The organism is Corynebacterium sp. CMW7794 (assembly GCF_001563605.1).
Classification (GTDB): domain Bacteria; phylum Actinomycetota; class Actinomycetes; order Mycobacteriales; family Mycobacteriaceae; genus Corynebacterium; species Corynebacterium phoceense.
The window spans coordinates 127,592-152,704 of sequence record NZ_KQ961706.1; the positions used below are offsets into that span (position 1 = coordinate 127,592).

At 62.4% G+C, this 25,113-nt stretch carries 29 protein-coding genes; 18 read left to right on the forward strand and 11 right to left on the reverse strand.

The window, feature by feature from the left end; translation table 11 throughout:
• Nucleotides 1-34 precede the first annotated feature (34 nt).
• From HMPREF3227_RS00595 to HMPREF3227_RS00620, 6 genes are read left to right on the forward strand one after another with little or no spacing between them, the layout of a single operon-like run.
• Nucleotides 35-823 carry an electron transfer flavoprotein subunit beta/FixA family protein gene (locus HMPREF3227_RS00595; RefSeq protein ID WP_066490956.1) on the forward strand — a complete coding sequence of 263 codons (789 nt, stop codon included), beginning with the start codon at nucleotides 35-37 and terminating at the stop codon, nucleotides 821-823.
• Between the two features lie 12 nt (nucleotides 824-835).
• Nucleotides 836-1,780 (forward strand): electron transfer flavoprotein subunit alpha/FixB family protein, encoded by a 945-nt coding sequence (locus HMPREF3227_RS00600; protein ID WP_066490961.1) that lies wholly within the window; start codon nucleotides 836-838, stop codon nucleotides 1,778-1,780.
• Complete coding sequence (locus HMPREF3227_RS00605; RefSeq protein ID WP_066509425.1) at nucleotides 1,780-2,898, forward strand: cysteine desulfurase family protein; 1,119 nt, start codon at nucleotides 1,780-1,782, stop codon at nucleotides 2,896-2,898. Before HMPREF3227_RS00600 ends, HMPREF3227_RS00605 begins: the two co-directional genes overlap by 1 nt.
• Before the next feature lie 60 nt (nucleotides 2,899-2,958).
• A complete protein-coding gene (locus HMPREF3227_RS00610; protein WP_066490963.1) occupies nucleotides 2,959-4,230 on the forward strand; it encodes an alpha/beta hydrolase in 1,272 nt (423 codons plus the stop codon).
• Nucleotides 4,217-6,562, forward strand: coding sequence for a bifunctional lysylphosphatidylglycerol flippase/synthetase MprF (locus tag HMPREF3227_RS00615; RefSeq protein WP_066509428.1), 2,346 nt, complete (start codon nucleotides 4,217-4,219; stop codon nucleotides 6,560-6,562). The genes HMPREF3227_RS00610 and HMPREF3227_RS00615 overlap by 14 nt, the downstream gene beginning before the upstream one ends.
• Nucleotides 6,563-6,610: 48 nt before the next feature.
• On the forward strand, nucleotides 6,611-7,750 hold the full coding sequence (locus tag HMPREF3227_RS00620; RefSeq protein ID WP_066490973.1) for a glycoside hydrolase family 25 protein: 1,140 nt from the start codon (nucleotides 6,611-6,613) through the stop codon (nucleotides 7,748-7,750).
• A gap of 90 nt (nucleotides 7,751-7,840) precedes the next feature.
• Here HMPREF3227_RS00620 and HMPREF3227_RS00625 read toward each other — a convergent pair whose 3' ends face one another.
• Nucleotides 7,841-8,704 (reverse strand): endonuclease domain-containing protein, encoded by an 864-nt coding sequence (locus HMPREF3227_RS00625; RefSeq protein WP_066490976.1) that lies wholly within the window; start codon nucleotides 8,702-8,704, stop codon nucleotides 7,841-7,843.
• Nucleotides 8,705-8,747: 43 nt separating this feature from the next.
• Nucleotides 8,748-9,581 carry a spermidine synthase gene (locus HMPREF3227_RS00630; RefSeq protein WP_066490983.1) on the reverse strand — a complete coding sequence of 278 codons (834 nt, stop codon included), beginning with the start codon at nucleotides 9,579-9,581 and terminating at the stop codon, nucleotides 8,748-8,750.
• 94 nt (nucleotides 9,582-9,675) lie between these two features.
• On the opposite strand from HMPREF3227_RS00630, the gene HMPREF3227_RS00635 reads away from it, so the two are divergent.
• Together HMPREF3227_RS00635 and mnmA are read left to right on the forward strand one after the other, a co-directional pair.
• Entirely contained in the window at nucleotides 9,676-10,188 is a 513-nt protein-coding gene (locus tag HMPREF3227_RS00635) for a VIT1/CCC1 transporter family protein (RefSeq protein WP_066490987.1), read from the forward strand.
• Between the two features lie 27 nt (nucleotides 10,189-10,215).
• Nucleotides 10,216-11,301: a tRNA 2-thiouridine(34) synthase MnmA gene (mnmA, locus tag HMPREF3227_RS00640; RefSeq protein WP_066490989.1), complete on the forward strand. Its 1,086-nt coding sequence runs from the start codon at nucleotides 10,216-10,218 to the stop codon at nucleotides 11,299-11,301.
• On the opposite strand, the gene HMPREF3227_RS00645 is transcribed toward mnmA, so the two are convergent.
• Nucleotides 11,298-11,660, reverse strand: coding sequence for a PH domain-containing protein (locus tag HMPREF3227_RS00645; protein WP_066490995.1), 363 nt, complete (start codon nucleotides 11,658-11,660; stop codon nucleotides 11,298-11,300). The genes mnmA and HMPREF3227_RS00645 overlap by 4 nt on opposite strands.
• Nucleotides 11,661-11,691: 31 nt before the next feature.
• Between HMPREF3227_RS00645 and HMPREF3227_RS00650 the strand changes: the two genes are divergently transcribed.
• Entirely contained in the window at nucleotides 11,692-12,615 is a 924-nt protein-coding gene (locus tag HMPREF3227_RS00650; RefSeq protein WP_066509431.1) for a uroporphyrinogen decarboxylase/cobalamine-independent methonine synthase family protein, read from the forward strand.
• Here HMPREF3227_RS00650 and HMPREF3227_RS00655 read toward each other — a convergent pair.
• The 4 genes from HMPREF3227_RS00655 to HMPREF3227_RS00670 form a co-directional block, all read right to left on the reverse strand.
• Nucleotides 12,558-12,848, reverse strand: a complete 291-nt coding sequence (locus HMPREF3227_RS00655) for a hypothetical protein (protein WP_141628778.1) — start codon at nucleotides 12,846-12,848, stop codon at nucleotides 12,558-12,560. The two genes, HMPREF3227_RS00650 and HMPREF3227_RS00655, sit on opposite strands and share 58 nt — an antisense overlap.
• Entirely contained in the window at nucleotides 12,845-13,831 is a 987-nt protein-coding gene (locus HMPREF3227_RS00660; protein ID WP_066491004.1) for a serine hydrolase domain-containing protein, read from the reverse strand. Before HMPREF3227_RS00660 ends, HMPREF3227_RS00655 begins: the two co-directional genes overlap by 4 nt.
• Nucleotides 13,831-14,328 carry an ArsR/SmtB family transcription factor gene (locus tag HMPREF3227_RS00665; RefSeq protein WP_066491127.1) on the reverse strand — a complete coding sequence of 166 codons (498 nt, stop codon included), beginning with the start codon at nucleotides 14,326-14,328 and terminating at the stop codon, nucleotides 13,831-13,833. Before HMPREF3227_RS00665 ends, HMPREF3227_RS00660 begins: the two co-directional genes overlap by 1 nt.
• A 201-nt stretch (nucleotides 14,329-14,529) precedes the next feature.
• A complete protein-coding gene (locus HMPREF3227_RS00670; protein WP_066491007.1) occupies nucleotides 14,530-15,198 on the reverse strand; it encodes a 3'-5' exonuclease in 669 nt (222 codons plus the stop codon).
• 234 nt (nucleotides 15,199-15,432) lie between these two features.
• On the opposite strand from HMPREF3227_RS00670, the gene HMPREF3227_RS00675 reads away from it, so the two are divergent.
• Both HMPREF3227_RS00675 and HMPREF3227_RS00680 read left to right on the forward strand, forming a co-directional pair.
• Complete coding sequence (locus HMPREF3227_RS00675) at nucleotides 15,433-15,669, forward strand: alcohol dehydrogenase catalytic domain-containing protein (protein ID WP_369814841.1); 237 nt, start codon at nucleotides 15,433-15,435, stop codon at nucleotides 15,667-15,669.
• Nucleotides 15,670-15,852: a hypothetical protein gene (locus HMPREF3227_RS00680; RefSeq protein WP_066491012.1), complete on the forward strand. Its 183-nt coding sequence runs from the start codon at nucleotides 15,670-15,672 to the stop codon at nucleotides 15,850-15,852.
• 12 nt (nucleotides 15,853-15,864) lie between these two features.
• Here HMPREF3227_RS00680 and HMPREF3227_RS00685 read toward each other — a convergent pair whose 3' ends face one another.
• From HMPREF3227_RS00685 to HMPREF3227_RS13935, 3 genes are read right to left on the reverse strand one after another with little or no spacing between them, the layout of a single operon-like run.
• A complete protein-coding gene (locus tag HMPREF3227_RS00685; protein WP_066491014.1) occupies nucleotides 15,865-16,128 on the reverse strand; it encodes a Txe/YoeB family addiction module toxin in 264 nt (87 codons plus the stop codon).
• 5 nt (nucleotides 16,129-16,133) lie between these two features.
• Nucleotides 16,134-16,388, reverse strand: a complete 255-nt coding sequence (locus HMPREF3227_RS00690; protein WP_066491016.1) for a type II toxin-antitoxin system Phd/YefM family antitoxin — start codon at nucleotides 16,386-16,388, stop codon at nucleotides 16,134-16,136.
• A gap of 60 nt (nucleotides 16,389-16,448) precedes the next feature.
• Nucleotides 16,449-16,997 (reverse strand): putative glycolipid-binding domain-containing protein, encoded by a 549-nt coding sequence (locus tag HMPREF3227_RS13935; protein ID WP_196131145.1) that lies wholly within the window; start codon nucleotides 16,995-16,997, stop codon nucleotides 16,449-16,451.
• 150 nt (nucleotides 16,998-17,147) lie between these two features.
• Here HMPREF3227_RS13935 and HMPREF3227_RS00695 point away from each other — a divergent pair, with 150 nt between their 5' ends.
• The 5 genes from HMPREF3227_RS00695 (at nucleotide 17,148) to HMPREF3227_RS00710 (ending at nucleotide 22,094) form a co-directional block, all read left to right on the forward strand.
• The gene (locus HMPREF3227_RS00695) at nucleotides 17,148-17,846 is read left to right on the forward strand and encodes a helix-turn-helix domain-containing protein (RefSeq protein ID WP_066509443.1); all 699 of its coding nucleotides are present in this window, start codon (nucleotides 17,148-17,150) and stop codon (nucleotides 17,844-17,846) included.
• Nucleotides 17,843-18,592 carry a hypothetical protein gene (locus tag HMPREF3227_RS00700; protein ID WP_066491022.1) on the forward strand — a complete coding sequence of 250 codons (750 nt, stop codon included), beginning with the start codon at nucleotides 17,843-17,845 and terminating at the stop codon, nucleotides 18,590-18,592. Before HMPREF3227_RS00695 ends, HMPREF3227_RS00700 begins: the two co-directional genes overlap by 4 nt.
• A gap of 226 nt (nucleotides 18,593-18,818) precedes the next feature.
• Nucleotides 18,819-19,190 (forward strand): hypothetical protein, encoded by a 372-nt coding sequence (locus tag HMPREF3227_RS13130; protein WP_141759213.1) that lies wholly within the window; start codon nucleotides 18,819-18,821, stop codon nucleotides 19,188-19,190.
• Nucleotides 19,191-19,255: 65 nt separating this feature from the next.
• Nucleotides 19,256-21,280, forward strand: a complete 2,025-nt coding sequence (gene ligA / locus HMPREF3227_RS00705) for an NAD-dependent DNA ligase LigA (RefSeq protein WP_066509446.1) — start codon at nucleotides 19,256-19,258, stop codon at nucleotides 21,278-21,280.
• Nucleotides 21,281-21,299: 19 nt separating this feature from the next.
• Nucleotides 21,300-22,094: an HAD hydrolase family protein gene (locus HMPREF3227_RS00710; protein ID WP_066509449.1), complete on the forward strand. Its 795-nt coding sequence runs from the start codon at nucleotides 21,300-21,302 to the stop codon at nucleotides 22,092-22,094.
• A 100-nt stretch (nucleotides 22,095-22,194) separates the two neighbouring features.
• On the opposite strand, the gene HMPREF3227_RS00715 is transcribed toward HMPREF3227_RS00710, so the two are convergent.
• Entirely contained in the window at nucleotides 22,195-22,947 is a 753-nt protein-coding gene (locus HMPREF3227_RS00715) for a hypothetical protein (protein ID WP_066491031.1), read from the reverse strand.
• Nucleotides 22,948-23,110: 163 nt separating this feature from the next.
• Between HMPREF3227_RS00715 and HMPREF3227_RS00720 the strand changes: the two genes are divergently transcribed.
• Together HMPREF3227_RS00720 and HMPREF3227_RS00725 are read left to right on the forward strand one after the other, a co-directional pair.
• Nucleotides 23,111-24,691 (forward strand): ABC-F family ATP-binding cassette domain-containing protein, encoded by a 1,581-nt coding sequence (locus tag HMPREF3227_RS00720; protein WP_066491036.1) that lies wholly within the window; start codon nucleotides 23,111-23,113, stop codon nucleotides 24,689-24,691.
• A gap of 98 nt (nucleotides 24,692-24,789) precedes the next feature.
• Nucleotides 24,790-25,101 (forward strand): hypothetical protein, encoded by a 312-nt coding sequence (locus HMPREF3227_RS00725; RefSeq protein WP_156452944.1) that lies wholly within the window; start codon nucleotides 24,790-24,792, stop codon nucleotides 25,099-25,101.
• Nucleotides 25,102-25,113: the final 12 nt, after the last annotated feature.

A 25,113-nucleotide genomic window follows, 5' to 3' on the forward strand; every position in this document is an offset into this window, starting at 1 on the left:
CATAACACACGCATGACGGAAAGGGACACGACACATGCCAACCATCGTGGCGCTGGTCAAACACGTACCGGATACCTGGTCGACGAAGACACTGGGGGAGGATCACCGGATTAACCGCGACGTGGACAACGTCATCGACGAGGTCAACGAATTCTCCGTCGAGCAGGCCCTTCGCCTGCGCGAAAACAATCCGGACGCCGGCTTCCGCGTCGTGGCTCTCACCATGGGCCCGGCCCAAGCCGACGAAGCTCTGCGCAAGGCGCTCGCCATGGGTGCGGACGCCGCTGTGCACGTCGTGGACGATCAGCTTGCTGGCGCTGACGCACTCTCCACCGCCTGGACCTTGAACGCCGCGCTCACCAAGCTCGCCGAGACCGACCCCGTCCAGATCGTCGTCGCCGGCTCCCAGGCCTCGGACTCCCAGACCGGTTTGCTCGCAGGCCTGCTCGCCGAGTACCGCCAGCTGCCCGCGCTCACCGGCGTGAAGACCCTGAACTTCACCGGCGACAAGCTCACCGGTACCCGCGAGGACGCCCGCGGTACGTGGGAAATCGAGACCGCCCTGCCGGCTCTCGTCACCGTTACAGACAAGGCGGACAAGCCGCGCTTCCCCAACTTCAAGGGCCTTATGGCCGCGAAGAAGGCCGAGGTTACCGAGTGGTCCGTCGCAGACCTTGGCATCGACGCCATTGCGCCGGCCACTCAGGTCACTGACTCCCAGGAACTGCCGCCGCGCACCGCCGGCGAGGTCATCTCCGGCGTCTCCGCCGAAGAGGCCGCCAGCCAGATCGCCGACTTCCTCGCCGCCCGCAACCTCATTTAAGGAGCACCCACCATGTCGCACGTTTACGTTCTTGTCGAGCACGAGGCGGGCCAGCTTTCACCGGTCACCGCCGAGCTCATCACCGCCGCCCGCCCGCTGGGCGTCGTCTCTGCCGTCGTCGTCTCCGCCTCGCCTGCAGGATTTGAGAAGGAGCTCGCCGAGCTCGGCGCCGCCCAGGTCGTTGAGGCCACCACGGCCGACTACGGCCAGCGCCTCATCACACCCGAGGTCGACGCCCTCCACGCCCTCGGCGCCGCGAACCCCGCGCCCATCGTCATCGCCGCGACGCCCACCGGCAACGAGATTGCCGGCCGCGTTGCCGCACGCCTGGCCTCCGGCGTCCTCGCGGACGTCACGGCCATCAACCCGGATCACTCCGCCACCCACGTCATCTTCGGTGGCACCTTCCAGGCGACCTCCACCGCCGCGGGCGCCTGCCCGGTCTTTACCGTGCGCCCCGGCGCCATCAAGGCCGAACCGCAGCCGGCCGCGGGCGAGCTCGCCCCCATGCCGCTGCCGGGCGCCACCGAGCGCGACGTCACCGTCACCGGTTTTAAGCCCGCCGAGCACTCCGCGCGCCCCGAACTCACCGCCGCCAAGGTCGTTGTCTCCGGCGGCCGCGGCGTTGGCGACAAGTTCGCCGAAGTTGTCGAGCCGCTTGCCGATGCCCTCGGGGGCGCCGTCGGCGCCACCCGCGACGCCGTGGACAACGGCGCCTACGACCCCGCGCACCAGGTCGGCCAGACCGGCGTCACCGTCTCGCCGGATCTCTATATTGCACTCGGCATCTCTGGCGCCATCCAGCACCTCACAGGCATGCGTACCTCGGGCACCATCGTCGTGGTCAACCAGGACCAGGACGAGCCCTTCTTCGAGATCGCTGACCTCGGCGTCGTGGGTGACCTCCACGAGATCGCCCCGGCGCTTACCGCCGAGATCAACTCGCGTCGCGGCTAATGTCACACTATTTCGACTACGCGGCGACCCAGCCCATGCGCCAAGCGGCCGTGGACGCCTGGGTCGCCGCGTCGGGCGCTCTCAACGCCGGCGCGACGTATGCTTCGGGCCGCCGCGCGCGCAGTGTGCTTGACGATGCCCGTGAGTCCATCGCCGCCGACCTCGGCTGCGAGCCCATCGAGGTCATCTTCACCTCGTCTGGCACCGAGGCGGACAACATCGGCATCCAGGGCCTTTATCGCGCCCGCGTGGCTGCCGGTGCGCCGGCGCGCGTTGTCTCCACGCCCATCGAGCACCCTGGTGTCCTCGAGACCGTTGCCGCCCTCGCTAAGGAAGGTGCGACCGTTGACCTGCTGCCCGTCGGCCACGACGGCCATCTGAGCGACCTCGCGGCGCTCGACGCCCCCGCTGCCGTGGCGACGTGCATGTGGGCCAATAATGAGACCGGCGCCCTCCAGCCCGTCAAAGAAGTCATCGACCGGGCGGGCGAGACCCCCGTCCACATCGACGCCGTTCAAGTCATGGGCAAGCTGCCTATCGACTTCCACGCGCTGGGTGCCTCAACGTTGGCCGCCAGTGCCCACAAGTTCGGCGGTCCGCGTGGCGCAGGCCTTCTGCTCGCGCGCCGCTCGCCGGCACCGCAGCCCATCGCCTACGGCGGGGGACAAGAGCGCGGCATCCGCCCCGGCACCGTCGACGTGGCAGCCGCTTCTGCGACGGCGGCCGCGCTCCACGAGTCGCTCGCCGAGCTCGAGTCCGAGGCCGCCCGCGTGCGCGTACTGCGCGACGCTCTCCGCGATCGCCTATTGGCCGCCGTGCCCGACGCGATCTGCAACACGCATGAGCCGGCGTTGCCCAGCCACCTGCATCTCACGTTCCCGGGCACGGACTCGGATAGCTTGCTCATGCTGGCCGACGCTGCGGGGATAGAGGCATCGGCAGGCTCCGCATGCCATGCCGGCGTGTACCGCCCCTCGCACGTCCTCGAAGCTATGGGGATCGACCAGGACCACTCCGGTAGTCTGCGGTTTACCCTCGGCCCCGGCACCACGCAGGCGGACGTGGATGCTGCCTGTCAGGAAATTCCCAGCATCGTGGAGCGAGCTCGCAGCGTATAAGTAGGAAACTCGTGGGCTTTCGCCCGTAACGTTCCAGCAGGCGGGAACTACTGTTATCTCGTGCAATCAGTTATCGATTTTGTGCGGGAGATTCCGCTCACGGGAACCGCGGCGGGCGTCATCTACGTGGTGCTACTTGTCCTCGGCGCGGATGTCGTCCTCTGGGCCGGCTGGAAGCGGTGGCACCGCACGGGCCTTACCCTCGCCGTGGCGCTCGCCGCTGTCTCCGCGGCATGGTTTATTCTCCGCCATTGGGATATTCCCCTCTACCTTTTCGCCGCTGGGCTCGTCTCGGTGCTCGCGCTCGTGGGCGTGGCCGTCCTGCCGCGCCTGCGCGTGCTCCTCGCGCTCGTCGCCGTCGTCTCCGCCGTGTCCACCGCGGGCCTGGCCAACATGGAATACGGCACGTATCCCACGGTCGCCTCGCTCGACCCGCAGCCCGTAGCTCCGGAGATGACGCTCGATCAGGTCAAGGCTGCGTCGGCGACGGACGGCGCCCACGGCGCGCTCGTTACCTTCCCGGTGTCCTCCGCGGTCTCGGGATTCACCTCGCGCGACGCCACGGCGTATCTGCCGCCGGCGTATTTCACGTCGAACGCCACGTTGCCGGTTATCGTCTTGCTCCACGGCAACCCCGGCGGACCGGAGCAGTGGTTCGGCTCCGGTGAGGCAGCGCAGACCGCGGACCGCTTCCAGGCCGCCAACGGGGGAGTAAGCCCGATCGTCATCGCTGTCGATGCCACAGGCTCCGAGAACGCCAACCCCATCTGCGCCAACTCTTCGGTCGCCACAGTGATGACGTACCTCACGACGGACGTGCCGAACACGATTAAGGCAGACTTCCGCGTGGATGCGGATCAGAAGCACTGGACGGTCGCTGGTTTGAGCTACGGCGGCACGTGCACGCTGCAGATCGCCACGACGCACCCGTCCGCATTCGGCTCGGTCATCGATCTGTCCGGCGAGGCGGAGCCGACCATCGGCACGCATGCCGCGACGGTTGAGAAGTTCTTCGGTGGCGACGAGTCCAAGTACCAAGCACAAAACCCCGCTAGCCTGCTTACCGCACACAGCTACAAGGATTCGGGGCTGGCCGCCGTTTTCATCGCGGGCACCGCGGATGAGCATGCGAAGAGCGCGCTCACAGACCTCTCGGCCAAGGCGCGTGCCGCCGGAATTCCGGCGTGGTACGGCACGCTCGAAGGTGGACATTCCTTTGACGTGTGGCGCCCTGGCCTACAACGCGCCTTCGCGTGGGCCGCGCGCCGCGGCGGGCTCACTGTAACGACCGACCCCTTCGACGGACTGAAAGATTCCGATGTCACGCTCTAAAACCTTCCTGCGTCGCAACCCAGTGACGCTCCTCCTCATCGTCATCGTGTGGGCTCTGTGGATTCTTGGTGCCTCGGATGGGCTGCTCGATGACCTGTCCGTCCACACCGCCGGCGGGGCGTTCATGCTTACGCTGCTTGCCCTCGCCGTGGACATCCCAGCCGAGCGCACCCTGGGGTGGAAACGTTTCCTCGCCGTGGGCGTGGCAAGCCAGCTCATCGTCGTGCCGCTGTCCCTCGTGATTGCCAAGGGCATTGAGATTGCCGGTCTCAACCGCTGGGGCGATGATCTCCTGCGCTCGACTCGGATGACGCTCATCGCGTTCATCATTGGCACCGCCGGTTTCGCCTCCGCGCGGCTTCCCCGGCTCTGGCGCCGCCGCGTGCGCCTAGTCATCCTCGTGCTGCCCGCCACCATGGCCTTGTATTCGGGCACGCTTCCCGATGTCATCGGCGTGACCGCCGCCGTGTTATCCATCGCCGCGGGAGCCTGGTGGGCGAAGGAAACCCGCGGCGCGGGGGCATCGGCAAGCGAGAAGCGCGTGCTCACTGCACTGGTGGTGGGGATCGTTGCGCTCGGTCCGCTCTTTGTTGCGCTCAATCCTGGCGCCGAGGGCCCGTTTAGCCCCGTCACCCAGCTCATGTGGTCCGGCGGTGCTTCCGATGCCCTCACCGCCGGTCTATGCCACTCCCTGCCCGGCTCGCAGGAGTGCCAGGACGCCCTCAGCTGGTCGCGTGTCTACGGCCTGGGCCCGGCCGTCGCGGACCTCATCCCGCTGCTCATCCAACTCGTGCTCTGTTATGGGCTGTGGAAGGGCCGCCTCGCCGCGTGGTGGGGTTCGCTTCTCGTTCAATTCGCTGCCATGGCCGTGCTCGTCACGCAGCTCTTCGACTTGGATGAAGACGGCGTGGCGCTCTACGGCATCAACCTAGCGGCGGTTCTCGTGCCGTGGCTGGGGTGTGCTTGTGTACTCGTCTGGAACCGCCGCGTGTTCAGCGTGCGCGAGAATTCCGCCTCGGTCCTCCGCGTACTGCTGCGCCTCCTGCTCGCTTTCGTTGTAGTGAGCGCCGTGTGGTTCGTGGGTGCCTGGCTTCTGAGGGCTTCCTTTGACGACGCGTCCTTCGGCTCTATCGCGTTTGAATGGCCGTTGCGCTTCTTCCCGCCCGTTGTTGCGCTGCTCCTGCCGTACGCGCTCGTGCCGGGCACCTCGGCGGCGTGGGCGCTCTACGAGTGGGTGGGCACGGTCTTCTGGCTCTATGCCGCGTGGCAAGGCTGGCGCATATTCGCTCGACCTGCTGACCCTTCCGGTGATGCCACTCACGCGCGTGCCATCCTCGAGTCCGGCTCTGGCGACCACCTGTCGTTCATGACTCTGTGGGAGGGCAACCGCTACTTCTTTAATGAAGAGGGGGATACGTATGTGGCCTACCGCGCCTCCCGAGGGGTGGCGTTGTCCTTGGGCCAGCCTGTGGGACTTGACACCGAGGGCTGCGCCGCCGAGTTCGAGGCCTTCGCGCGTGAGAATTCGCTGCGTCCGGCGTGGTACTCCGTTTCCGAAGCCTTCGAGCGCCCGGGGTTCCGCCGCCTCGAAGTCGCCGAGGAAGCAGTGCTCTCCACCGAGAACACTGAGTTTAAAGGCAAGAAGTTCCAGAACGTGCGTACCGCGCGCAACAAGGCCGGCAAAGAAGGCGTGACGACTATGTGGACGACGTGGTCGGAACTTTCGCTCGAGCTTCAAGCGGCCGTTATCGCCCTGTCTGAAGAATGGGTCTCCGAGAAGTCTTTGCCGGAGATGGGCTTTACTCTGGGCTCGCTGCCGGAGCTGCGTGTGCCCGGTACCCGCTTGCTGCTCGCCGTGGGTTCTGACGGTTCTTTGCATGGCGTGACGTCATGGTTGCCGGTCCACCATTCCGGCGAGATCGCGGGGTACACGCTCGACGTCATGCGCCGTTCCGAGCATGGGTTTAAAGGCGTCATTGAGCTGCTTATCTCCGAAGCGCTCCTGCAAGCCGCTGCCGAGGGCTGCGAGTGGATTTCGCTCTCGGGCGCGCCGCTGTCCGGCAGCTCGTCCGAGCCCGGTTTGCTCGACGCGCTGCTCTCGCGCGTGGGCGAGGAGATGGAGCCGCTCTACGGCTTCCGCACGCTCGCCGCGAGCAAGCGCAAGTTCCAGCCGACGGAGCACGCGTGGTACCTCGCGTACGACGATGAGTTGGCGCTGCCTGCTATCGCCGCCGCGGTCGTCCACGCCTATGTGCCGTCGCTCTCGGCTGCGGATGCGGCGCGTGCCGTGCGCGCGTGGCTCGCCGCGCGATCCGAAAAGTTAAAGCAGTAACGCGTGTTGTGTGTGTGACTCGTGTGATTGATGTGTAGTGTCGCAGACATGATCTCTGCACGCCGTATCGTCGCGGCCCTTACGGCTGCCGCACTTGCTCTGTCCACAGCCACCGTTTCCAGCACCGTCGCTCAGGCCCAAGACCTGGGCGGCCTCGTTGCACCCAGCGGCATCGATGTCTCTGGACACCAGCACACCACGCTCGCCGGCATTGACTGGAACGCCGTGAAGTCGGACGGCCAGTCCTTCGCGTTCGTCAAGGCCACCGAGGGCGAAGGCTGGGTTAACAGCCACTACGTCGGCGACGCGAACGCCGCGAAGATGGCCGGTCTCAAGGTCGGCGCGTACCACTACGCCCGCCCAGCAGCGGATCCCGCTCGCCAGGCCGCGGAGTTCGCTGCACAGCTCGCCCTCGTCCCGGGCCAGACCCTGCCGCCGGTCCTCGACCTCGAGGTCTCCGAGGGCAAGTCCCCGGCCGAGCTCGTGGCCTGGACGCGCACCTTCACCTCGGAGCTGCAGCGCCTAACCGGCCGCACCCCGATGATCTACACGTACAAGTACTTCTGGCTCCACGAGATGGGCAACACGACGGAGTTCTCCGAGTTCCCGCTGTGGCTCGCCGCGTACCAGGATCAGGCCCCGGAGCCGGTGGGCGGCTGGGACCGTATCGCCTTCTGGCAGCGCTCTGACTCCGGCCGCGTGGGCGGCATCACTGGCCCGGTGGATATGAACATCTTCAATGGCACCCAGATGCAGCTCGAGACGTTCTCTGCCGGTAACTACATCGACTTCGGCGGCATCCTTGAGAACCTCGTCATCCCGGGCGTTGACCTGTCCGGCGACGCACGTGCCGTCATTGCTGCCATCCTTGCTTTGTCCGTCGGCGCCGCCGTCGCTCCTGCCCTCACCGAGGCTGCCGGAGGGGACCAGTTTACAGATATGGCCAAGGCACTCATCGCCAACGACGCGCTGCCGAAGGAGAAGCTCGAGGAGATGCTGAAGAACGGTGCCACCCTCTCCGACCTCGCGCTGCTGCTCGACAACGCGGCGCACCTGTCCAACACCGAGGTCGACGCCGTCGAGGTCGACCACGCGCAGAAGGCCGCCCGCGAGGCTGGCGTGCAGTTGCCGCAGCTCGACTCCGGCGCCGTCGCGGCGGCCGTGAACCGGATGCTCGCCGGGGCTTAAACGGCAGCGCTGACAATAGCCACAACGTCCGAATAAGGTCTCGATTTTTCACATTTCGACTCCTTATTCGGACGTTGTGGCTATTTCGCGTCAGTCATGCACATCCCACGGGTCGCTCCGCGTACTAAACCACCTGTGCCACTGCCGGACCGGTGTGTGGACTTTCGCCTCCAAGTCGGGATTCAGCGCCGTCGAGATTTGCCGGAGGATATCGTCGCGGTGGTACGTCACACAGCTTCCCGTATAGCGCAGCGGACGCCAGCCGCGCAGCACTGCGTCGTTTGTCTTCCACGCGTCGCGAATGGTCTCGGGTTTCCGGGAGTGGTACTCGAAGCCGTCGATTTCTACGGCAAATCCCAATTTGGGCAGCACGATGTCCCAGAGATAGGGGCCGATGAAAACATTGGATTCAGTGTGCAGGCCGAGCTCGCGCAATCCGCGAACGATACTTCTTTCTGCGCCCGAGTCGGTCCCGAGTGCCGCGCGATCGAGGAGCGCCCGCGAGCGTTTCGGGAGGCGAGCAATCGACTCCATATGCTCTTCGAGCCGGATTTTTCCGGGCTGACCGGCATATGCGCGCTCGAGGTATTTCAGGCCCAGCTCGTCGTCATCTATGCATGCGACCGCGAGAATTGGGTAGTGAATGCGTGCCTTGCTGTGGACGTCGTTCGCAAGCTGCGTTGTGCGGTGCGCAACGAAGAACTGCGAGTGGGGAAGAGTTTCTGAATACGCGACGTGGAGCGGCAGCGTCAGCGGCTTTCCATGAGCTATCTGTCCTGCGGTGATCCCAGTGAGAACGAGGTCCGGCGTCCGGTCTTGAAGGATGACAGCTAACTCCGCCGCTGTGGGCGTGCGGCTCAGATACAAGCCTCTGCAGATGGGCACGGCCTTGCCGTTCTTGACAAGCGTGCGCAGCTTCGAGCGGCTGAGCTCCGAAAGGACGAGGTCATCCATGATAATCCCCCTTGAATGTGTGGTCCCCGTCCCGGAGCTTAACCTACTCGGCGGGATCGCGCAGTGCGTCCGTCCCCTTGAAAAATTTCCGGGTCCAGCGTTCGTCCTCGTAACGCGCGGGCACGGCGCCGGCGAGCAGTGGTTTTGTAAGCGCCGCAAACTCCGGTGAGCCCTCTACAGGAAGCTCAGTATCGGAGGCGATGAGAATGATGTTCCCGTAGCGGCGGCCCTTGAGCATCGGCGGATCCGCGATGACGGCCACATGAGAGAAGACCTGCGCCAGGCCGGCCAGCTCCGCCTTCGCCACCCGCAGCGAGGAGTGGTCGCCGCAGTTCGCGACATACAGGCCGCCCGCGCTCAGTGCCGAGTGAGCCGCCTCGAAGAACTCGACCGTGGTGAGAGGGCGCGGGGTTGTGGACCCCGCGAAGACGTCGCGGATGATGACATCGCAACGCCCCGGCGGAAAGCCGAAGGTCACCGCGCGCGCCTCCCCGGCGCGGATCTTGACGGTGGGGGCAGACGGGATATCGAAAAGCTCACGCACCAACTGTCCGAGCTTGGCATCAAGCTCTACCACGGTGTTGTGCGAGTTAGGCCAGACGGAAGCGAAATAGCGCGCCAGCGAGCACCCCGCGCCGCCCAGATGGACGAGTCGGCGACTAGGAGCCAGCGACTCGACAGCCGCAGCGATCCAGCGCATGTACTCGAACTCAAGCTCCTTCGGTTCATCGATCACGATGTGCGAGGACGGCACGCCGTTGACGTTGAGGATATACGCGCCCTCCCGGAATGGGTCGGCTTCGACGGAAGCCGAGCCCGTGGAAATCTCGTAGGTGCCGACCCGAGGGTCGGAGGAGTGCGCGCGTTGTCTACCCATGCGCTATACCTTACTAAGGGCAGGCTCGTCGGACGCATGTTAGGTTAGGTTTTCAAGCCTAGACCAGCTCTTATAGGTCGTGCATAATGAATGCATGGTCACTGTTAATTCCTTGCGCGCAGCGGTGCTTGGCGCGAACGACGGCATCATCAGCAATGCCGCGCTTCTCCTCGGCGTTATAGGCTCCGGTGCTTCCGATGCCGCCATTCTCACCGCCGGCATCCTCTCCGGCTACGGCATTTCGGATAAGACCGCGCACAAGGCGGCGCAGGAGATTGGAGAGGGCGACCCGCTCACCGCGCACCTGCAGATTGAGTACGGCCTCGATGGCGAGAAACTCACTAATCCCTGGGAGGCAGCCGCGGCTTCGGGCGCTTCCTTCCTGGCCGGTGCGGCGCTGCCGTTGGCATCAGTGTTCTTCTCCTCCAACTCTGCCCTCGTCGTCTTCGCGACGACGTTGCTCGCGCTGGTGATTACGGGCTTTACCTCGGCCAAACTCTCTGACACGGATCCCGTGCGCGCGGTACTCCGGCTCGTGCTGGGTGGCGCGCTCGGCCTGGCGGTGACATACGGCATCGGCACAGCGTTCGGCGGGGTCGTGGGATAATTTGCCTTAAGGGATAAACTGACCTCCATGCGAGTTCTAGTAGCAATGTCCGGCGGCGTCGATTCTTCTGTGGCGGCCGCACGCGCCGTGGACGCCGGCCACGAGGTCGTGGGCGTGCACCTCGCGCTGCACAAGGACGCACAGCAAACCCGTGAGAAGGCCCGCGGCTGCTGCTCGCTTGAGGACTCCGCGGATGCTCGCCGCATCTGCGACAAGCTGGGCATTCCCTTCTACGTGTGGGACTTCTCGGAGGAGTTTAAGGAAGCCGTCATCGGCGATTTCGTGGACTCATACGCCCGCGGCGAGACCCCTAACCCGTGCCTGCGCTGCAACGAGAAGATCAAGTTCGCAGCCCTCCTGCGCAAGGGCATGGCGCTGGGCTTCGATGCCGTCGCGACCGGCCACTACGCCACCATCGACTCGGACGGCTACATGCGTCGCTCCCTCGACGAAAACAAGGACCAGTCCTACGTCCTGGGTGTCATCACGAAGGACGAGCTCGACCACTGTTTCTTCCCGATTGGGGACACACCCAAGCCGCAGATTCGCGAGGAGGCTAAGCGCCACGGCTTCTCCACCGCGACGAAGCCGGATTCCTACGACATTTGCTTCATCCCGGACGGCAACACTCAGGCGTTCCTGGGCTCCAAGATCGGTCTGCGCCCGGGCATGATCATCGACAAGGAAGGGCACGAGCTCAAGGAACACGACGGTGCGTGGAACTTCACTATCGGCCAGCGCAAGGGCCTCGATATCAAGGCCCCCGCTGCCGATGGTCGCCCGCGCTACGTCACGGACATCGATGCCGCCACCGGCACCGTCACGGTCGGTTCCCGCGAGGATCTTAAGGTCACGCGCATCACCGCGGACCGTCTTAAGTACCTGCACCCGGCCATGGACGGCGAGTTCGACTGCGACGTCCAGGTCCGCGCCCACGGCTCCGTCGTGCGCTGCCACGCCGTCGTCGATCGCGCGAATGACACGATGACGCTCGAACTCGACGAGCCGCTCGACGGCGTGGCCCGCGGTCAGGCCGCCGTACTCTACCTGCCCAGCCCGGACGAGCTCGGCGACATCGTTATCGGGTCTGGCACCATCAACGGGACTAACTAAGCTCCCAGCACGCAGCGGCTGATCAGCTGGTCCAAGGCGCGGACATCGACCTTTTTGCCTACGCTGACCTTGATGCGCCCGGCACGGGTCCACAACTCGAGTTCCGCGTCGAGGTCGATCTTGCCTGCATTCTCAGATGACCACATCGTGATGGAGGAGTACGGCAGTGAGTAGATTTCCTTCTTCTTGCCTGTTAGGCCTTGCGCGTCGCGCACGATGAGCCGCTTCGTGGTGAAGACAGCGACGTCGCGCAGCGTCGTATACGCGGCGATAGCTTCTTCGCCGGGCACGAGCGGCACGTCCGCTGGAATGTCGGTTTCGTCGTTGAACCACCATGTTGCGATACTGTCGTAAGCCATAGCCACCAACCTAACAAAAGGATGCGCACCTATGACCGGTTTCGGATTAGGCCCCATGCCGGGCACTTCCATGTCTGAGGCCGCCGATATCGTGATGGGGGAGACCGGCGCCCTTCCGCATCTGCCGCAGCTGCCGGACCGAGGCCTGGGTTCTGATGCTATCGGCCGCACCGCCGGCCTCCTCGAGGCGCTCACCGTCGACCGTGGCCCGCGCTCGTGGCAGATGACAGCCCGGCCGCAGCGCGAGACTCGCCGCGTCTGGGACCGCATGGAGCGTGACCTCGACGCCATCGTGGAGGTCTGGGGCGAGCATGTTCCACGCGTGAAGATCCAGGCCGTGGGTCCGTGGACACTCGCCGCCGCTGTTGAGTTGTCTAACGGCCACCGCGTGATTACCGACCGCGGCGCCCGCGAAGACCTGCATGCTGCGCTCCTCGAAGGCATCCAGGCTCACTCCGCGGAGGTAGCCCGCCGCTTTAACTCCGAGGTTGTCCTCCAACTCGATGAGCCTCAGCTTGCCGATGCCCTCGTAGGCCGCATCCCAGGCACCACCGACTTCGACCCAATCCGGGCAGTACCGGAGGAGGTCGCGATCGCGAGGCTGGAGGAGCTCGGCGCGGATTACCTGCGCGCCGGGAATCTCTGGCCGCTGGCCTCGGCGGGCACACTGCTTGTCGACTTCGCGGGACTCGATACGCCAGCGAACCTCGACGGCTTGGGCGAGCACCTCGAGGCCAGCCGCCGTGTGGGCCTGGCACTCGATCCGCGCACCTTCACCGATGCCCGCGCCGCCGCGATCGCCGTGGCCCAGCACGTCGACCGCCTGGGACATAGTCGCGAGCTGCTCGTCACGCACGTCGATATCAACCCGTGGCCCGTCCGGGACGCCGCGCGCGACTACCGCTTCGCGGCTGAGGTCGCGGGCATGCTTGAGCGTGACGCAGGGGACTTATAAAACAGCTGGTAGGCACCAACGCCGATGCGTAGAGTTACGGCGGCGACGAGGATGTACCACGCCCACAGGGCGCCGGGGTTCCAGGCGAGCGCGCGGCCGAAATAGAAGGCGAGCGCGATGTCGAAGAGCGCGTTGGCTAGAAAGTTCAGGAGGGATAGCGGCCGCGTGCGCAGGCGCCAGGTGCTCCAGAGCAGTCCTGCTGAGTAGGCGAGGGCGATACCGATGGCCATCATGCGTGCTCCTTAAATAGCGCGCGGGCAAGGTCTTCGACGCCGGTCATGCCGTCATTGCTGGCGTAGGCGGCGCGGTGCTGCTCGGGCTGGATGATGAGCATCGTGCTGTAGCCACCGGTGCCGCCGTTGTGCCAGTAGGTGCAGTCACTGTTGTCTTCCTTCTCCCAACCGAGATCGAAGTGTCCGTGGTCGCACATCCAGGCGGCGAATTTCGCCATGTCTGCGGCGGTGGATCGAATGCCGCCAGCAGGGGCATCGCCGTCGAGCTCCCACGCTGCGGCGGTGCGGCCATTGGGGGCGAGGCCGCGCGGGGCATCGGCAGGCACGGTGCCGGGGAGCGCGACGTAGGACTCCGTCATGCCGGCGGGCTCAAAGATGCGGGTGCGCACGAGTTCCTCGTAGGGAGTGCCGGTCTTCTCCGCGAGCAGGGCGCCGAGGAGCGCGTAGCCGAAGTTGGAGTACTGCTCCGTACCGCGGTTTTCGAGTTTCGCGGTGCGGGCGGCATCGAGAATATCTTCGGTTGTCTCACCCGCATAGGGATTTCCGTTTCTGACCATTGTGACGAGACTGCGAAAGAAGTCGGGGTTGGCGAGACGCGGAAGGCCTGAGGTGTGGGTGGCGAGTTCCTTGACAGTGATGTCGGCGGCGGGGGAGTCCCCGAGGTCAAGGACTTCGCCGACACGAGTGTCGCGGGAGAGTACTCCTTCCTCGATAAGCTGCTGTGTGATTTCGACGGTGAACATTTTGGTCACGGAGCCGATTTCAACCTCAGTGTGCTCGTCGGCGCCGAGGCCGCCGAACTCGGGCGTGCCGTCGGTGAGGAAGAAAGCGGCGAGTTGATGATGGCCGCGCTCCGCGTGGCTTGTGAGGTCGAGCGTGCCGGTACGACGTGACTCGGTGGCGATTCCGCGGGGCCCGGAGCTGATGAGTACTGCGGCGACGAAGACTGCGGCAACAACGGATGCAATGATTCGCTTATTCATTAGTGGTCCTCTCCTGCGATGATGATGGTCATCAGCGGAATGACGCGGCTGGCGCGGATTTCAAACGTGGACGCTTTGGCTTTGGTAATCCAGCCGGCGGAGCTGAGCTCGTTGAGATGGTGGTAGGCGGTGCTCGTGGAGCTCACGATGCCCTCCTCCACGAGGTCGGCTGCCGTCGCAGGGGCCGCGAGGAGACGGCGGAGAATTTCCGCGCGCAGGGGGTGCGCGAGCGCAGAAAGGCGGGTAATGGCGTCAGTCCACGGCTCGTCTGTCACGGCGTGGGTGGGGCGCTGCCATTGGTATTGGTAGCTGCCTCCGCCGAGCTGGACGTCGCCGCCGAAGGCGACGGAGCCATCCGGGATCTCGGGACCGGCTTGAAGGGCGTCAAGGAGCCAGAAAGTGTCGGCTGACGCGGGTTGCTGCTTTGCAGAGGGCTTGTGCTCCAGAGCATCGAGGCGTCGCTCCACCTCGGCGAGGCGCTGTACGAGGTCTGTCATGGTCATGTATTCCAAAATTCCAGAAAATTCAAAAAACTTCAAGAATTATGGAAATTGGGACGCGCTCGTGACAAAAGGAACGCCGCACGGCGGTGAGCCGTGCGGCGTTTGGGGAGGGAGGTTTTCTCGAACGTGAACGTTAAATCGGCTGATTTGGCGCTGAATCTGCTGGTAATCGGGCTGTCGAGAAATTCGAGAAGTTTAGCTAATCATCGGCCACGCGGTGGAAACGTCCGAGGCGTCGCGGCCCTTGCCCTCGAGATACTTCTTAAAGCTCAGACGGTCCTCGTGCCACTTAACGGCTTGGAATTCCATGAGCTCGTCCATGTCCATCTCGGTCAACTCCGGGAACTTGCGGACCTGCTTCCAAGCAACGCGGGCGGCAGCGAGGGCATCGGCAGTGGCTTCGTGCGCATTGCCGATCTCCACGCCGTAATGGGCGGAAACATCCGTCAAAGTGCGCTTGCCCTTGCGGAACTTGTCCATGACGCGGTCGATAACGAAGGGGTCGAAGACCGGGCCGTCGACCGTGAAGTCGCCGGTGAGGGCGCGCAGCACCGAGAGATCATATTGCGCGTTGTAGACGATGAGCGTGAGTCCATCAGCCCAGGCCTGCTTGATTGCAGAAACGGTTTCGGCGAGGACTTCATCGTGCGGGCGGCCCTCGGCCTGGGCCTTTTCGGTTGTAATGCCGTGGACTGCGGCGGCTTCCTCAGGGATCGGCACGCCCGGGTCGGCGAGCATCTCGCGCGCGTCGACGTCGCGTCCATCAATGCGCACGAGCGCGGAGGTGACGATGCGGGCTTCCTTGGGATTAACGGAGGTGGTCTCGAGGTCGAAAGAGAGCATGCGGCTGGCGTCGAAGTTCATGGTTTACACCTTAGCGCCCCGCCTCGACATGAAGACAGGAACGTCAAAACTGCCGGACATGAGACTGCGATCGCGAGGTGAGAGTGCCAGCGTATCGTCTCGCGGATCCTCTGGGGACACTCCCACGATCTCATAGAGAAGAAAGTCATTTTGCGCGCAGTAGTCATGCACGAAGCCGGATTCGTCCGCGTCGTCGAACGCTAGTATCCAACGCTCGAAGCTCCGACGGACGCCATCATCAAGATGGAGCTGACGCGCGTGTGCAGTTCCGGCTTGTGGGCCTACAGTGGCCTCGGTGGCGAGATTCAGGATCGCGTTATGGGACACGAATACGTCGGCGTCGTTGAAGTAGTTGGGGCTGAGGTCAAGAACGTCAAGGCCGGCGCTCTCGTGGTTGGGCCCTTCGTCGCCTCGGACAACACGTGCGAGATCTGCCGGGCGGGCTATCAGTCGTTCTGCACGCACGTGTAGATGGTTGGCGGCGTCGGCACCCGGGCCGAGTACGCGCGCATTCCGCACCTGATCGAGCTCATCAAGGATGGCACCATCGACCCCGGCGTGGTCTTCGGCCTCGAATTGCCGCTTGCCGATCCCGCTACGGCTTACGCTGCCATGGACGAACGGCGCGCGACGAAGGCGTTGCTGAATTTCTAATGGTCGTCCGCGCTAGCATTGCCCGTAGTGATAACGGCACATGGCGATAAGCACGGCATCGTCGGTGACTTTAAAGACCAGGCGATGTTCATCGGTGATACGCCGTGACCAGTAGCCTACAAAATCATGTTTGAGCGGTTCCGGCTTTCCGATGCCCTCGTTTCCGTTGCGCTCAATGTCCTTGATGAGGGCATTAATGCGCTTGAGGACCTTGCGATCTTGGGTTTGCCACCATACGTAGTCCTCCCACGCGTTGTCGTCCCAGACGAGCTTCATGGAGGCTAGTCCTCGACGAGAGCGTGCTCGGTTCCGCTGCCGTTTTCTAGGCGCTCAATTGCATCGAAGAGGCGGCGGGCATTGGCAGGAGAGCGCATAAGATAGGCGGTTTCCCGAAGTGAGTTGTAATCATCGAGCGAAACAATAACGGCTGATTCTTTGCCGTTTCGAGTAATGATGACCTCTTCTCGGTCATCCACGACGGAATCGAGTACCTCGGCATAATGAGCTCGAGAATCGGAGTAAGTCATGGTGCGCATCGTAAATCTCCTTAACGTCTGGGATTGTACAAAAAATTGTACGTTTGCTCTTTTTGTGCGTCAACTGCTGCTGTCAAGTTCGTTAGACTCGGCACTAACGATGAGGGGTCCGGGAGTGATGCGCGGTCGAGACTCACCGTGCGAGAGCGGGATAGTCGAAGGCATCTCCGTTGACGTCGACTTTGAGGAGGACGTTGACGTCCCGTGTTCCTGACTCGTAGCGCACGGAACTCTTGGTTGCTGAGGGAGAGTAGTGGTCGCTTGCGATGACGCGCAGAGAGGCATATCAATCCACGCCATGATGAATGGCGTGCGGACAACGTCGTCCTCAAGCCGGCCGAGCCACCGAATGGGCATCCTGTTCGTCATTGGGCAACGTCCCAAATCGATGTCTAATGCGCTGGAGAGATCTACTCCAGCGTCGAGTCCTGACGCAGGGAGTCCCGTGGGCTGATTGCCTGAAGCCGCGATGGAGGACGACCAATTATCCTTACCCTGCACCGTGGCGCTGAAGCTGAAGTGCGAGGTTGTCCAATTAGACGGTGCCGTGAGCTGCCAACGCGCAACGTATTTGTCTGTGAGTTGTAGGCCTTGGGCGCGGAGCACCACCGAGAAACTCGATGTCGTAGTTGTCAACCTGTTGGCTGTCGATACGGCTGCGCCACGTGTAGGAAACCATGTGGCAAAAATACGTGAACCTTTAAACCGTAGCCGTTCGTGCCTTGACCTTGACGCGACGTCATAGTTTATAAAAGCCTTATGAGGATCTCTGAAGTCGCCCGAGCGCTAGGCTGTAGTGTTCGCACCATTCGTCACTATCACCAACAGGGTGTGGTTCCGGAACCTGAGCGGAAAGCGAATGGGTACCGGGACTACTCTCTTGCGGACCTCGCGGCTCTAGTGAAAGTTCGACAACTGGTCGTGGCAGGAATTCCGCTCAAATCCGTGGTCGTTGATTCCGAAGACGAGTTGTATGATGCCGCACTTGCCGAAATTGATCGCAAAATTGTTGAGCTAGGTGAGCAACGTGTCCGGCTCCTTCGACTCAGGGACAATCCACCGATGCCGGCACCTCGTGAGCTTATGGCTGAAGTGGAGAAGGTGCTTGCAGCCGGTGGATTGTCGGAACAGGACATTGCACAGGAGATCGATGCGTGGAATCTCATGTCCTATTCGGGGGTCGCCACCGACCAGACGTGGCGAGTGCTCCAAGCCAACGTTTACTCGGCAGAGTGTGTTTCCGCAGTGAGGCAGCACCACCAGCTGTGGGTACAACTGGGGGAAACCGAGCCTGGCCCGAAGTGCGATGCGCTCGCGGAACAGTGGTTTGCAGCCTATTCCGACGGCGTCATGAACGGGATTATTGAGACGTTAACCCCGGGGTATTTAGACCTCCAACCGAACGACATCGCAGCACATAATGGACAGGTGGTGGCTCTGGAGTTGATACGGCGATGAAAGCCCGTGCAGTCCTTATATCAGTACTCTTCGGCACTGTTCTTGCGGTAGAACTATTCATCGTTGTCGCTGGGCTCGGACAAGGATCCGAGATAGTCGCGGGATTTATTGCTCTCGAACTTTTTCTTGCAGGCCTCTTTCTCTTTGCCAATCGTGACAAGGATTTGGTGCCAGTTCGGGCAGTGAAATCGGAGCTTCAGGTGCTGACGACCGGTGTCTTGCTGCTTCTGCGACAACGACGCTACTCGGGAGTGGCCCTTGATTCGTATCGCGGGTGGTGGGTAATTCCGGCTGCGGTTACAGGTGCAACGGGGATTGAATGCATTGCAATCGAGCTCCTGGTGCCGTGGGTCTGGCTGCGCGCAGTCATCCTCGTAGTTTCCCTCTATTCGCTCGTCTTGCTGTGGGGCGTGTTTGGGGCAGCTTTCGTCTATCCACATTTCGTTGATGGAGACCTCGTACTGCGGCATGCGGGGCGAGATATCGCACGTATCGCCCCAAGTGCAGTCGCGAGCATCGTGCAGTCGCGTGGCTATTCACATGAGCGGCACGCTGTCGACGTAGATACATTGATTCTAGGGAATGGCGATGGGACGAACATCCATATCGAGCTGGCGTCTCCTGTGCTTGTTTCAGCACCGAGATGGCCGTGGCAAAAGGAACATGCCGTATCGATCAACGACGTGCGGGTCTGGTGTGATGCTCCGGCAGAAGCAGTCGCGACCATTGTGCGAAGGATTGGTTAGTCCGAACAGTTGAATCAAGCGGCTCTCGAACACTGCCTAGTTGGCGCGTACGATACGTATTTTGATCGGCGGAACCCCGGCGGATGTGGCATGAGCTGACATGGAACGAAGACATCGAGGCACATATCGCTCGGCACAATATCGTTCCGAGGGAAGTAGAAGAAGTTTTGGGCTCGCACCCCAAGAAATATCTCGATGGCCGGAATGAAATCATGCTTGTTTCGGGATGACCAATGTTGGCAGATACGCCATGGTGGTACTAGCTCGAAGCGAGCGACGGTCGCGAAATGATTTTTCTGCGGAAATTGAAATGTCGGCTGATAGCGAGCCTGAGAACGGTGCACACGATAAAGCAGGCCATAATGCTGCGGAGCCTATGAGCGCCTTTACGGTCAGATTGCCAACGAGCGTTTCTAACAAGGTTCGTGACATTGCTGCACAACGCGGTGAAACCACTGGCCTAGTACTCAGAGTAATTTTCGAAACAGCAGTTGCCTACGCTGTCGATGATGACGCAACTATTTCTGTTGCAGAGCTTCGAAAGCTTATTGCTACGGCTACAGATTCGGAAAGTTTGTGGGAGCGTCCCGCGGTGTAAAAAAGATGCCACGGGAGGCCGATGTAGTTCGAAGTCATGTCCGCCACTTCACTAGACTGTCCCTCGTGACTAACCCAGTTGATATCCAACGCGAATGGTCCGAGCTCGCCCAAGAGGTGCGCCGCCACCGCGAGCTCTACTACAACGACCAGCCCATCATTCCGGACGCGGACTTCGATGCGCTGTTCCGTCGTCTCCAGGAGCTGGAGGCCGAACATCCCGAGCTGGCCGTGCCGGATTCGCCGACCCAGGAAGTGGGCGCGGCACCGGAGGGCGCAGCGGATATCGAGCACCTCGAGCGGCTCATGAGCCTGGATAACGTCTTTAGCGAGTCCGAGATGCAGGACTGGCTGGACCGCACCCCGGCGAAGACGTACCTCACCGAGTTGAAGATCGATGGTCTGTCTATCGACCTAGTCTACCGCGACGGAAAGCTCACGACTGCCGCCACCCGTGGCGACGGCCGCGTGGGCGAGGTCATCACGAACAACGCCCGCGTTATCGAGGATATCCCGCACGAGCTCACAGGCACCGAGGAGTATCCGGTTCCGGCGCTTGTGGAAATCCGCGGCGAGGTCTACATGCGCCCGGAAGAGTTCGGCGCGATTAACGAGGAGCGCCTCTCCGACGGCAAGCCGGCGTTTGCCAACCCGCGCAACGCGGCGGCGGGCGGCCTGCGCATGAAGGATCCTGAAGACGTGAAGAAGCGTCGTCTCCACATGGTCTGCCACGGCATCGGCGCGCGCGAAGGCTTCGCGCCCACGAGTCAGCACGACGCCTACAAGGCGATGGAGGCCTGGGGCCTGCCGGTCTCCCCATACACGGAGCAGGTGACCTCCGCCAAGGATGTCCAAGACCGCGTGAAGTATTGGGCGGACCATCGCCACGACGCCATCTTTGAGATGGACGGCCTCGTGGTCAAAGTGGACGACTTGGCTTCGCAGCGCGCGCTGGGTGCGACGTCGCGCGCGCCGCGCTGGGCGATTGCGTACAAGTACCCGCCGGAGGAAGTGACCACGAAGCTGCTCGGCATCGAGGTCGGCGTGGGGCGCACCGGTCGCGTGACCCCGTACGCCGTGATGGAGCCGGTGTTCGTCTCCGGGTCGACGGTCTCGCGCGCCACGCTGCACAACCAGTCCGAGGTCAAGCGCAAGGGCGTGCTCATCGGGGATACCATCATCATCCGCAAGGCCGGCGAGATTATTCCGGAGGTTCTCGGACCTGTCGCCGAGAAGCGCGACGGCACCGAGGAAGAGTGGCATTTCCCGGCTAACTGCCCGTCCTGCGGCACGAAGCTCGCCCCACAGAAAGATGGCGACGCAGACTGGCGCTGCCCGAATACCCGCAGCTGCCCGGCGCAGCTTTCCGCGCGTCTGGAATACTTGGCTTCCCGCAAGGGACTTGATATCGAGGCGCTCGGTGAGGAAGCAGCTCGCGACCTCATCGAATCCGGTGTGCTCCACGACGAAGGCGATCTCTTCGACCTCGACGAGGACAAGCTGCTGGGAACCAGCGCTTATACGACCAAGGCCGGCAAGCTTAACGCGCCGGGCAAGAAGCTGCTAGAGAACCTGAAGACCGCCCGGAACGCAGATTTCTGGCGCGTCCTCGTCTCCCTGTCCATCCGCCATGTTGGTCCTATCGCCGCGCGTGCGCTGGCCACGCGTTATGGCTCGATGGAGGCTCTGCGCGCGGCGCCGGTGGAGGACCTCGCGGAGACCGACGGCGTGGGCGGCATTATCGCAGAGAGCTTCAAGAGCTGGTTCGACGTCGACTGGCACCGCGAGATCGTGGAAAAGTGGACGAACGCCGGCGTGTCCATGGAGGTCGCCGAGACCGACAAGAAGGAGCAAACCCTCGAGGGGCTCACCATCGTCGTTACCGGAACCCTGGAGAACTTCACGCGCGACAGCGCCAAGGAAGCTATTCTCACCCGCGGTGGTAAGGCCTCGGGCTCGGTGTCGAAGAAGACTAACTACGTTGTGGTTGGCGAAAACGCTGGCTCCAAGGAGCAGAAGGCCCGCGACTTAGGGCTCACGATCCTCGACGAAGCCGGCTTTCAGAAACTATTGGACACGGGCGAGGCCTAAACTCACTACAGTGTTGTCCATGAAGATTGCGGCATTCGATATGGACGGCACCGTCTACATCGATCACGCGATCGCGCCTGAAACGGTCCAGGCCATCAAGGACTGGCGCGCCGCGGGCAATCTTGCGGTCTCCGCGACGGGCAAGTCCATCGACTCGGTCCGCCGCGCGCTCGAGCCCTTCGGCGTCGACATGGACTACCACGTCCTCTACAACGGCACCGTCATCACGGACGCGGACTACCAGGTCCTCTACGAGCACCACTTGGACGCAGAGATCGTCAATGAGGTCGCCGCGCACCTCGAAGGCACACCGGGGCTCAACCTGTATTGCACGACGCTCGACGGCGCGGACGGCATCGTCACGCAAGGCATTCCGGAATCCTCCAACGCCTTCATCCAGTGCCCGCGCGTCGTCTCTCGTGCGGAGCTCGAAGACGAAAAGGTCGTGCTGCTCTCGGCCTACATGCCGGACAATCAGCCGCTACAGAATCAGATTATCCCGTGGATCAACGAGCGCTACGACGTCTCGACCTCGCTTAACACCGGCTTCTTCGACATGATGCCGCCCGGCCATACCAAGGGCACGGGCCTGACCTGGCTCCTCGAACATCTCGGCCTGCCCCGCGCCGAGGTTGAGCTCTTCACCTTCGGCGATAGCTTTAATGACCTGCCCATGCATGAGCTTGCCGATGCCTCCTTCACCTTCCCGCATGCACACCCCGACGTACAGGCTCGCGCTCATCACGTGGTTGCCGACGTACCTGCTGGTCTGCGACTCGCCAGAGCGGGGCTCTCAGCGTCCGGAGGCGACTGAGTCCTCCGTTTATTGCGATGCTTGCGACGAAAGCCCCGGAGTGATCCTCGCGCGACATGCGCATATCACCGGGGTGGTGCTTCTTCCGTCGCGATGAGGCTTACTCGGCGAGATTCGTCGTTAGCGTGTCGAGCTGCTCCACCTGGCCAAGGATCGTGCAGTCCGGATCCGTGCGGTCGGGCAGGAGCGCCGCGGCCTCGTCGGCCGAGGCCTCACACAGGGCGTAGCCGACCCACAGGTGTTTTGCTAAGGGGAACGCGCCGTCGCCGACGCCTGCCGCAGTGTGCGTCGAATTGCGGACCCACAATGGCCCGGCGATTTTAGGGTTTTCGGAGCTGATGCAGCCCTCGGTGTCCTCGAGATAGGCGAAGGCGGCCACTTTCTCAATGAACTTTTGGAAGGTCTGAGAGACGGTTGTGGCGTTCGTCTCTTGGCTGAGGAACGAAATCCGTAGGTAATTGAGCTGACCCGGCATCCGCTCTGGTGCGGATTCCGGGAGTTTCACACTGGGGCTCTGAGAGACTTGGCCAGGGAACACCGTGGGTTCGTCGTGGTCCTCGAAGAAGAACTTCTCGTGCACGCGATCGAAAATTTTATCGTCGTCGCTGTTGTAGCGCACTAGGCTGCGCAACTCGAAGAGCTCCATCTTTTGCGGCTGTGTGAGACGGTAGAAGGCGGCCTCGGAGCGCAGCTCCCACAGCGTGTAAGGGTCATCGGTGACTGGGCGCGGGTGTGTGGACTGGGCGAGGACGGCGGCATCGGCAGCGTTCGCTCGAGTGCGATAGAGCTCATAGGCTTCCGTGAGCCGGGCGGGCGGTGCGACAAACAAGGTGGTGATCAGGACTGTATCCATGATGCCGAAGCTAACATGCCGGTGGCCCGAGCTGATACAGTCTTAGGTGTCCGAATTATCGAACAAAGGAAGACCAGTGAACAGCGAAGTGCTTGTCAAGTAATTCGCTGAAGCGCCGAGGCACGGCCTTCAGCTTGTACACCAACTGCTGAAAGGCTCACTCATGGCTGCCAACTTCTTTCATTCCGTCGTCTCTACGGATCATCTTTCTCTTACCTGGCCAGACGGAACCCAGTGCTTCGCAGAGGTCTCCGTGGATATCAATCGCCGCGTGACAGCGATTGTCGGCGATAACGGCTCTGGGAAAAGCAGTTTCCTCAAGATACTCGCAGGCGAGCTTATGCCGAGCTCCGGTTCGTTCCGCGTGCCCGAACGCCGTGGATATTTGCCGCAACATGCATCAGTGGAAGGGCACTCGGTTCTTGACCTCTTGGGTATTCGGGACATCGTGGAAGCTCTGGAGCGCATCGAAAGCGGTGGCGTTGATGAGCACGATTTCGAGCTGGTCGAGGGGCACTGGGATATTCGTGAGCACGCAGAGACGGTACTGTCCGATGCTGGAATTTCCGAGCCTAAGAATCTGTCGCGTGCTGCTCAGTCTCTTTCGGGCGGCGAAGCCGTCAAGGTCGCGCTTGCTGGATTGCAGCTGCGCACGCCGGAGCTGTATGTGCTGGATGAACCGACCAATAATCTCGACCGCGCAGGCCGTGAGGCTGTGTATGAGTTTCTGGCCAGATCGACGGTACCCGTTGTGGTGGTGAGCCATGATCGCGAGCTGTTGAACATGGCGGACGAAATTATTGAATTCTTTGCCGGCCGCGTGCGTAGTTTCCCCGGGAATTATTCGGCGTATGAATCGGTGATTGCCCGTGAACAGGACAAGGCGGTACAGGCCTGGACGGAGGCGCGGTCGCAACGAAAGCAGGCTGTGCGCAAACGCCAAGAGATGGAAACTCGACTCGCGCGTGATGCTCGTCGCGGAAAGAAGTTTGCTGCGTCGAAGCGTAAACCTGGCATGGCGATGGGGCTTGATAAACAACGCTCGGAACGATCGGCAGCGCGCCGTCACTCGTCGCACGCCGCGTCGGTGGAGGACGCGCGGCGCGAGGAGGCCGAGGCACAATTGCGCATTCGCGATGACGCTTCAGTGTTTCTTCACTTGCCGGAATCGCGATTGCCACAGGGAACGAAGGTGGTGGAGCTGACTCCGCGTGGGGGAGAACGCTCGCTCATCGTTACCGGGCCCGAACGACTTCGGCTGGGCGGGGCAAATGGTTCCGGAAAGACGACGCTCCTCCGAACCATAGCGGGTGATGCGGATGCAGCTGCGCGGTCCAATTTCCAGGTGGCCTACGCACTTTCCGACATCGGCTTCGTTCGCCAACTCATCACTCTGCCTGCTGAGAACACCGTGTGGGACGTGGTGCGAGCGGCAAATCCGGAAGCCGATCCCCAGTGGCTACGGGACCACCTTGCACAGTTACTCTTCGTCAATGACGATGTTTCCAAGAAGTGCGGCGAACTGTCGGGCGGTGAGCGATTCCGCGTAGAAGTCGCGCGGACATTGTTGGCCCAACCGGCGCCACGGCTGTTGCTCCTCGACGAGCCCACGAACAACCTGGATCTGAGCACGGTGCAGTGGTTGGTGGAGACGCTCGCAGGCTTTGAAGGTGCACTCATTGTGGTGAGCCATGACGAGAAATTCTGTGAAGACATTGGACTCGAAGGGTGGGTTGACCTTTAACTTCATTCGCGTTGAGGCGGTTGGAAGCAGGAAATCGAGACTGAAACGTAATTGCATAACGGTGTCATTTAGTCGAAATGCTTGTTAGCGTGTCTGACGTGAACAACGACGAAGTCTTCGACATCGAACAGGAATCGGTTGCGCATCCCGTCCCCACCGAGGATGCGGAGGAAGAGGAATCTGAAGAAAAGCGCACCGGCTGGCACTGGGTGATTCCAGTTGTGCTGGTAGCCGCACTAGTTTTCGCGCCGTGGATAATCAGCGTGCTGGTCCCTGCTAACGCCGCTGGATGGACGGTCGTTGCTGCTTATCTTGTGCTCACGGCGGTGTTGTCGTTCGTTGACGCGCGCGGATTCCGTCCTTCGTGGACGCTGCCCATTCTTGTTGGTGTTGAGGTTACCCTCGTTTAGTGGACACCCTAT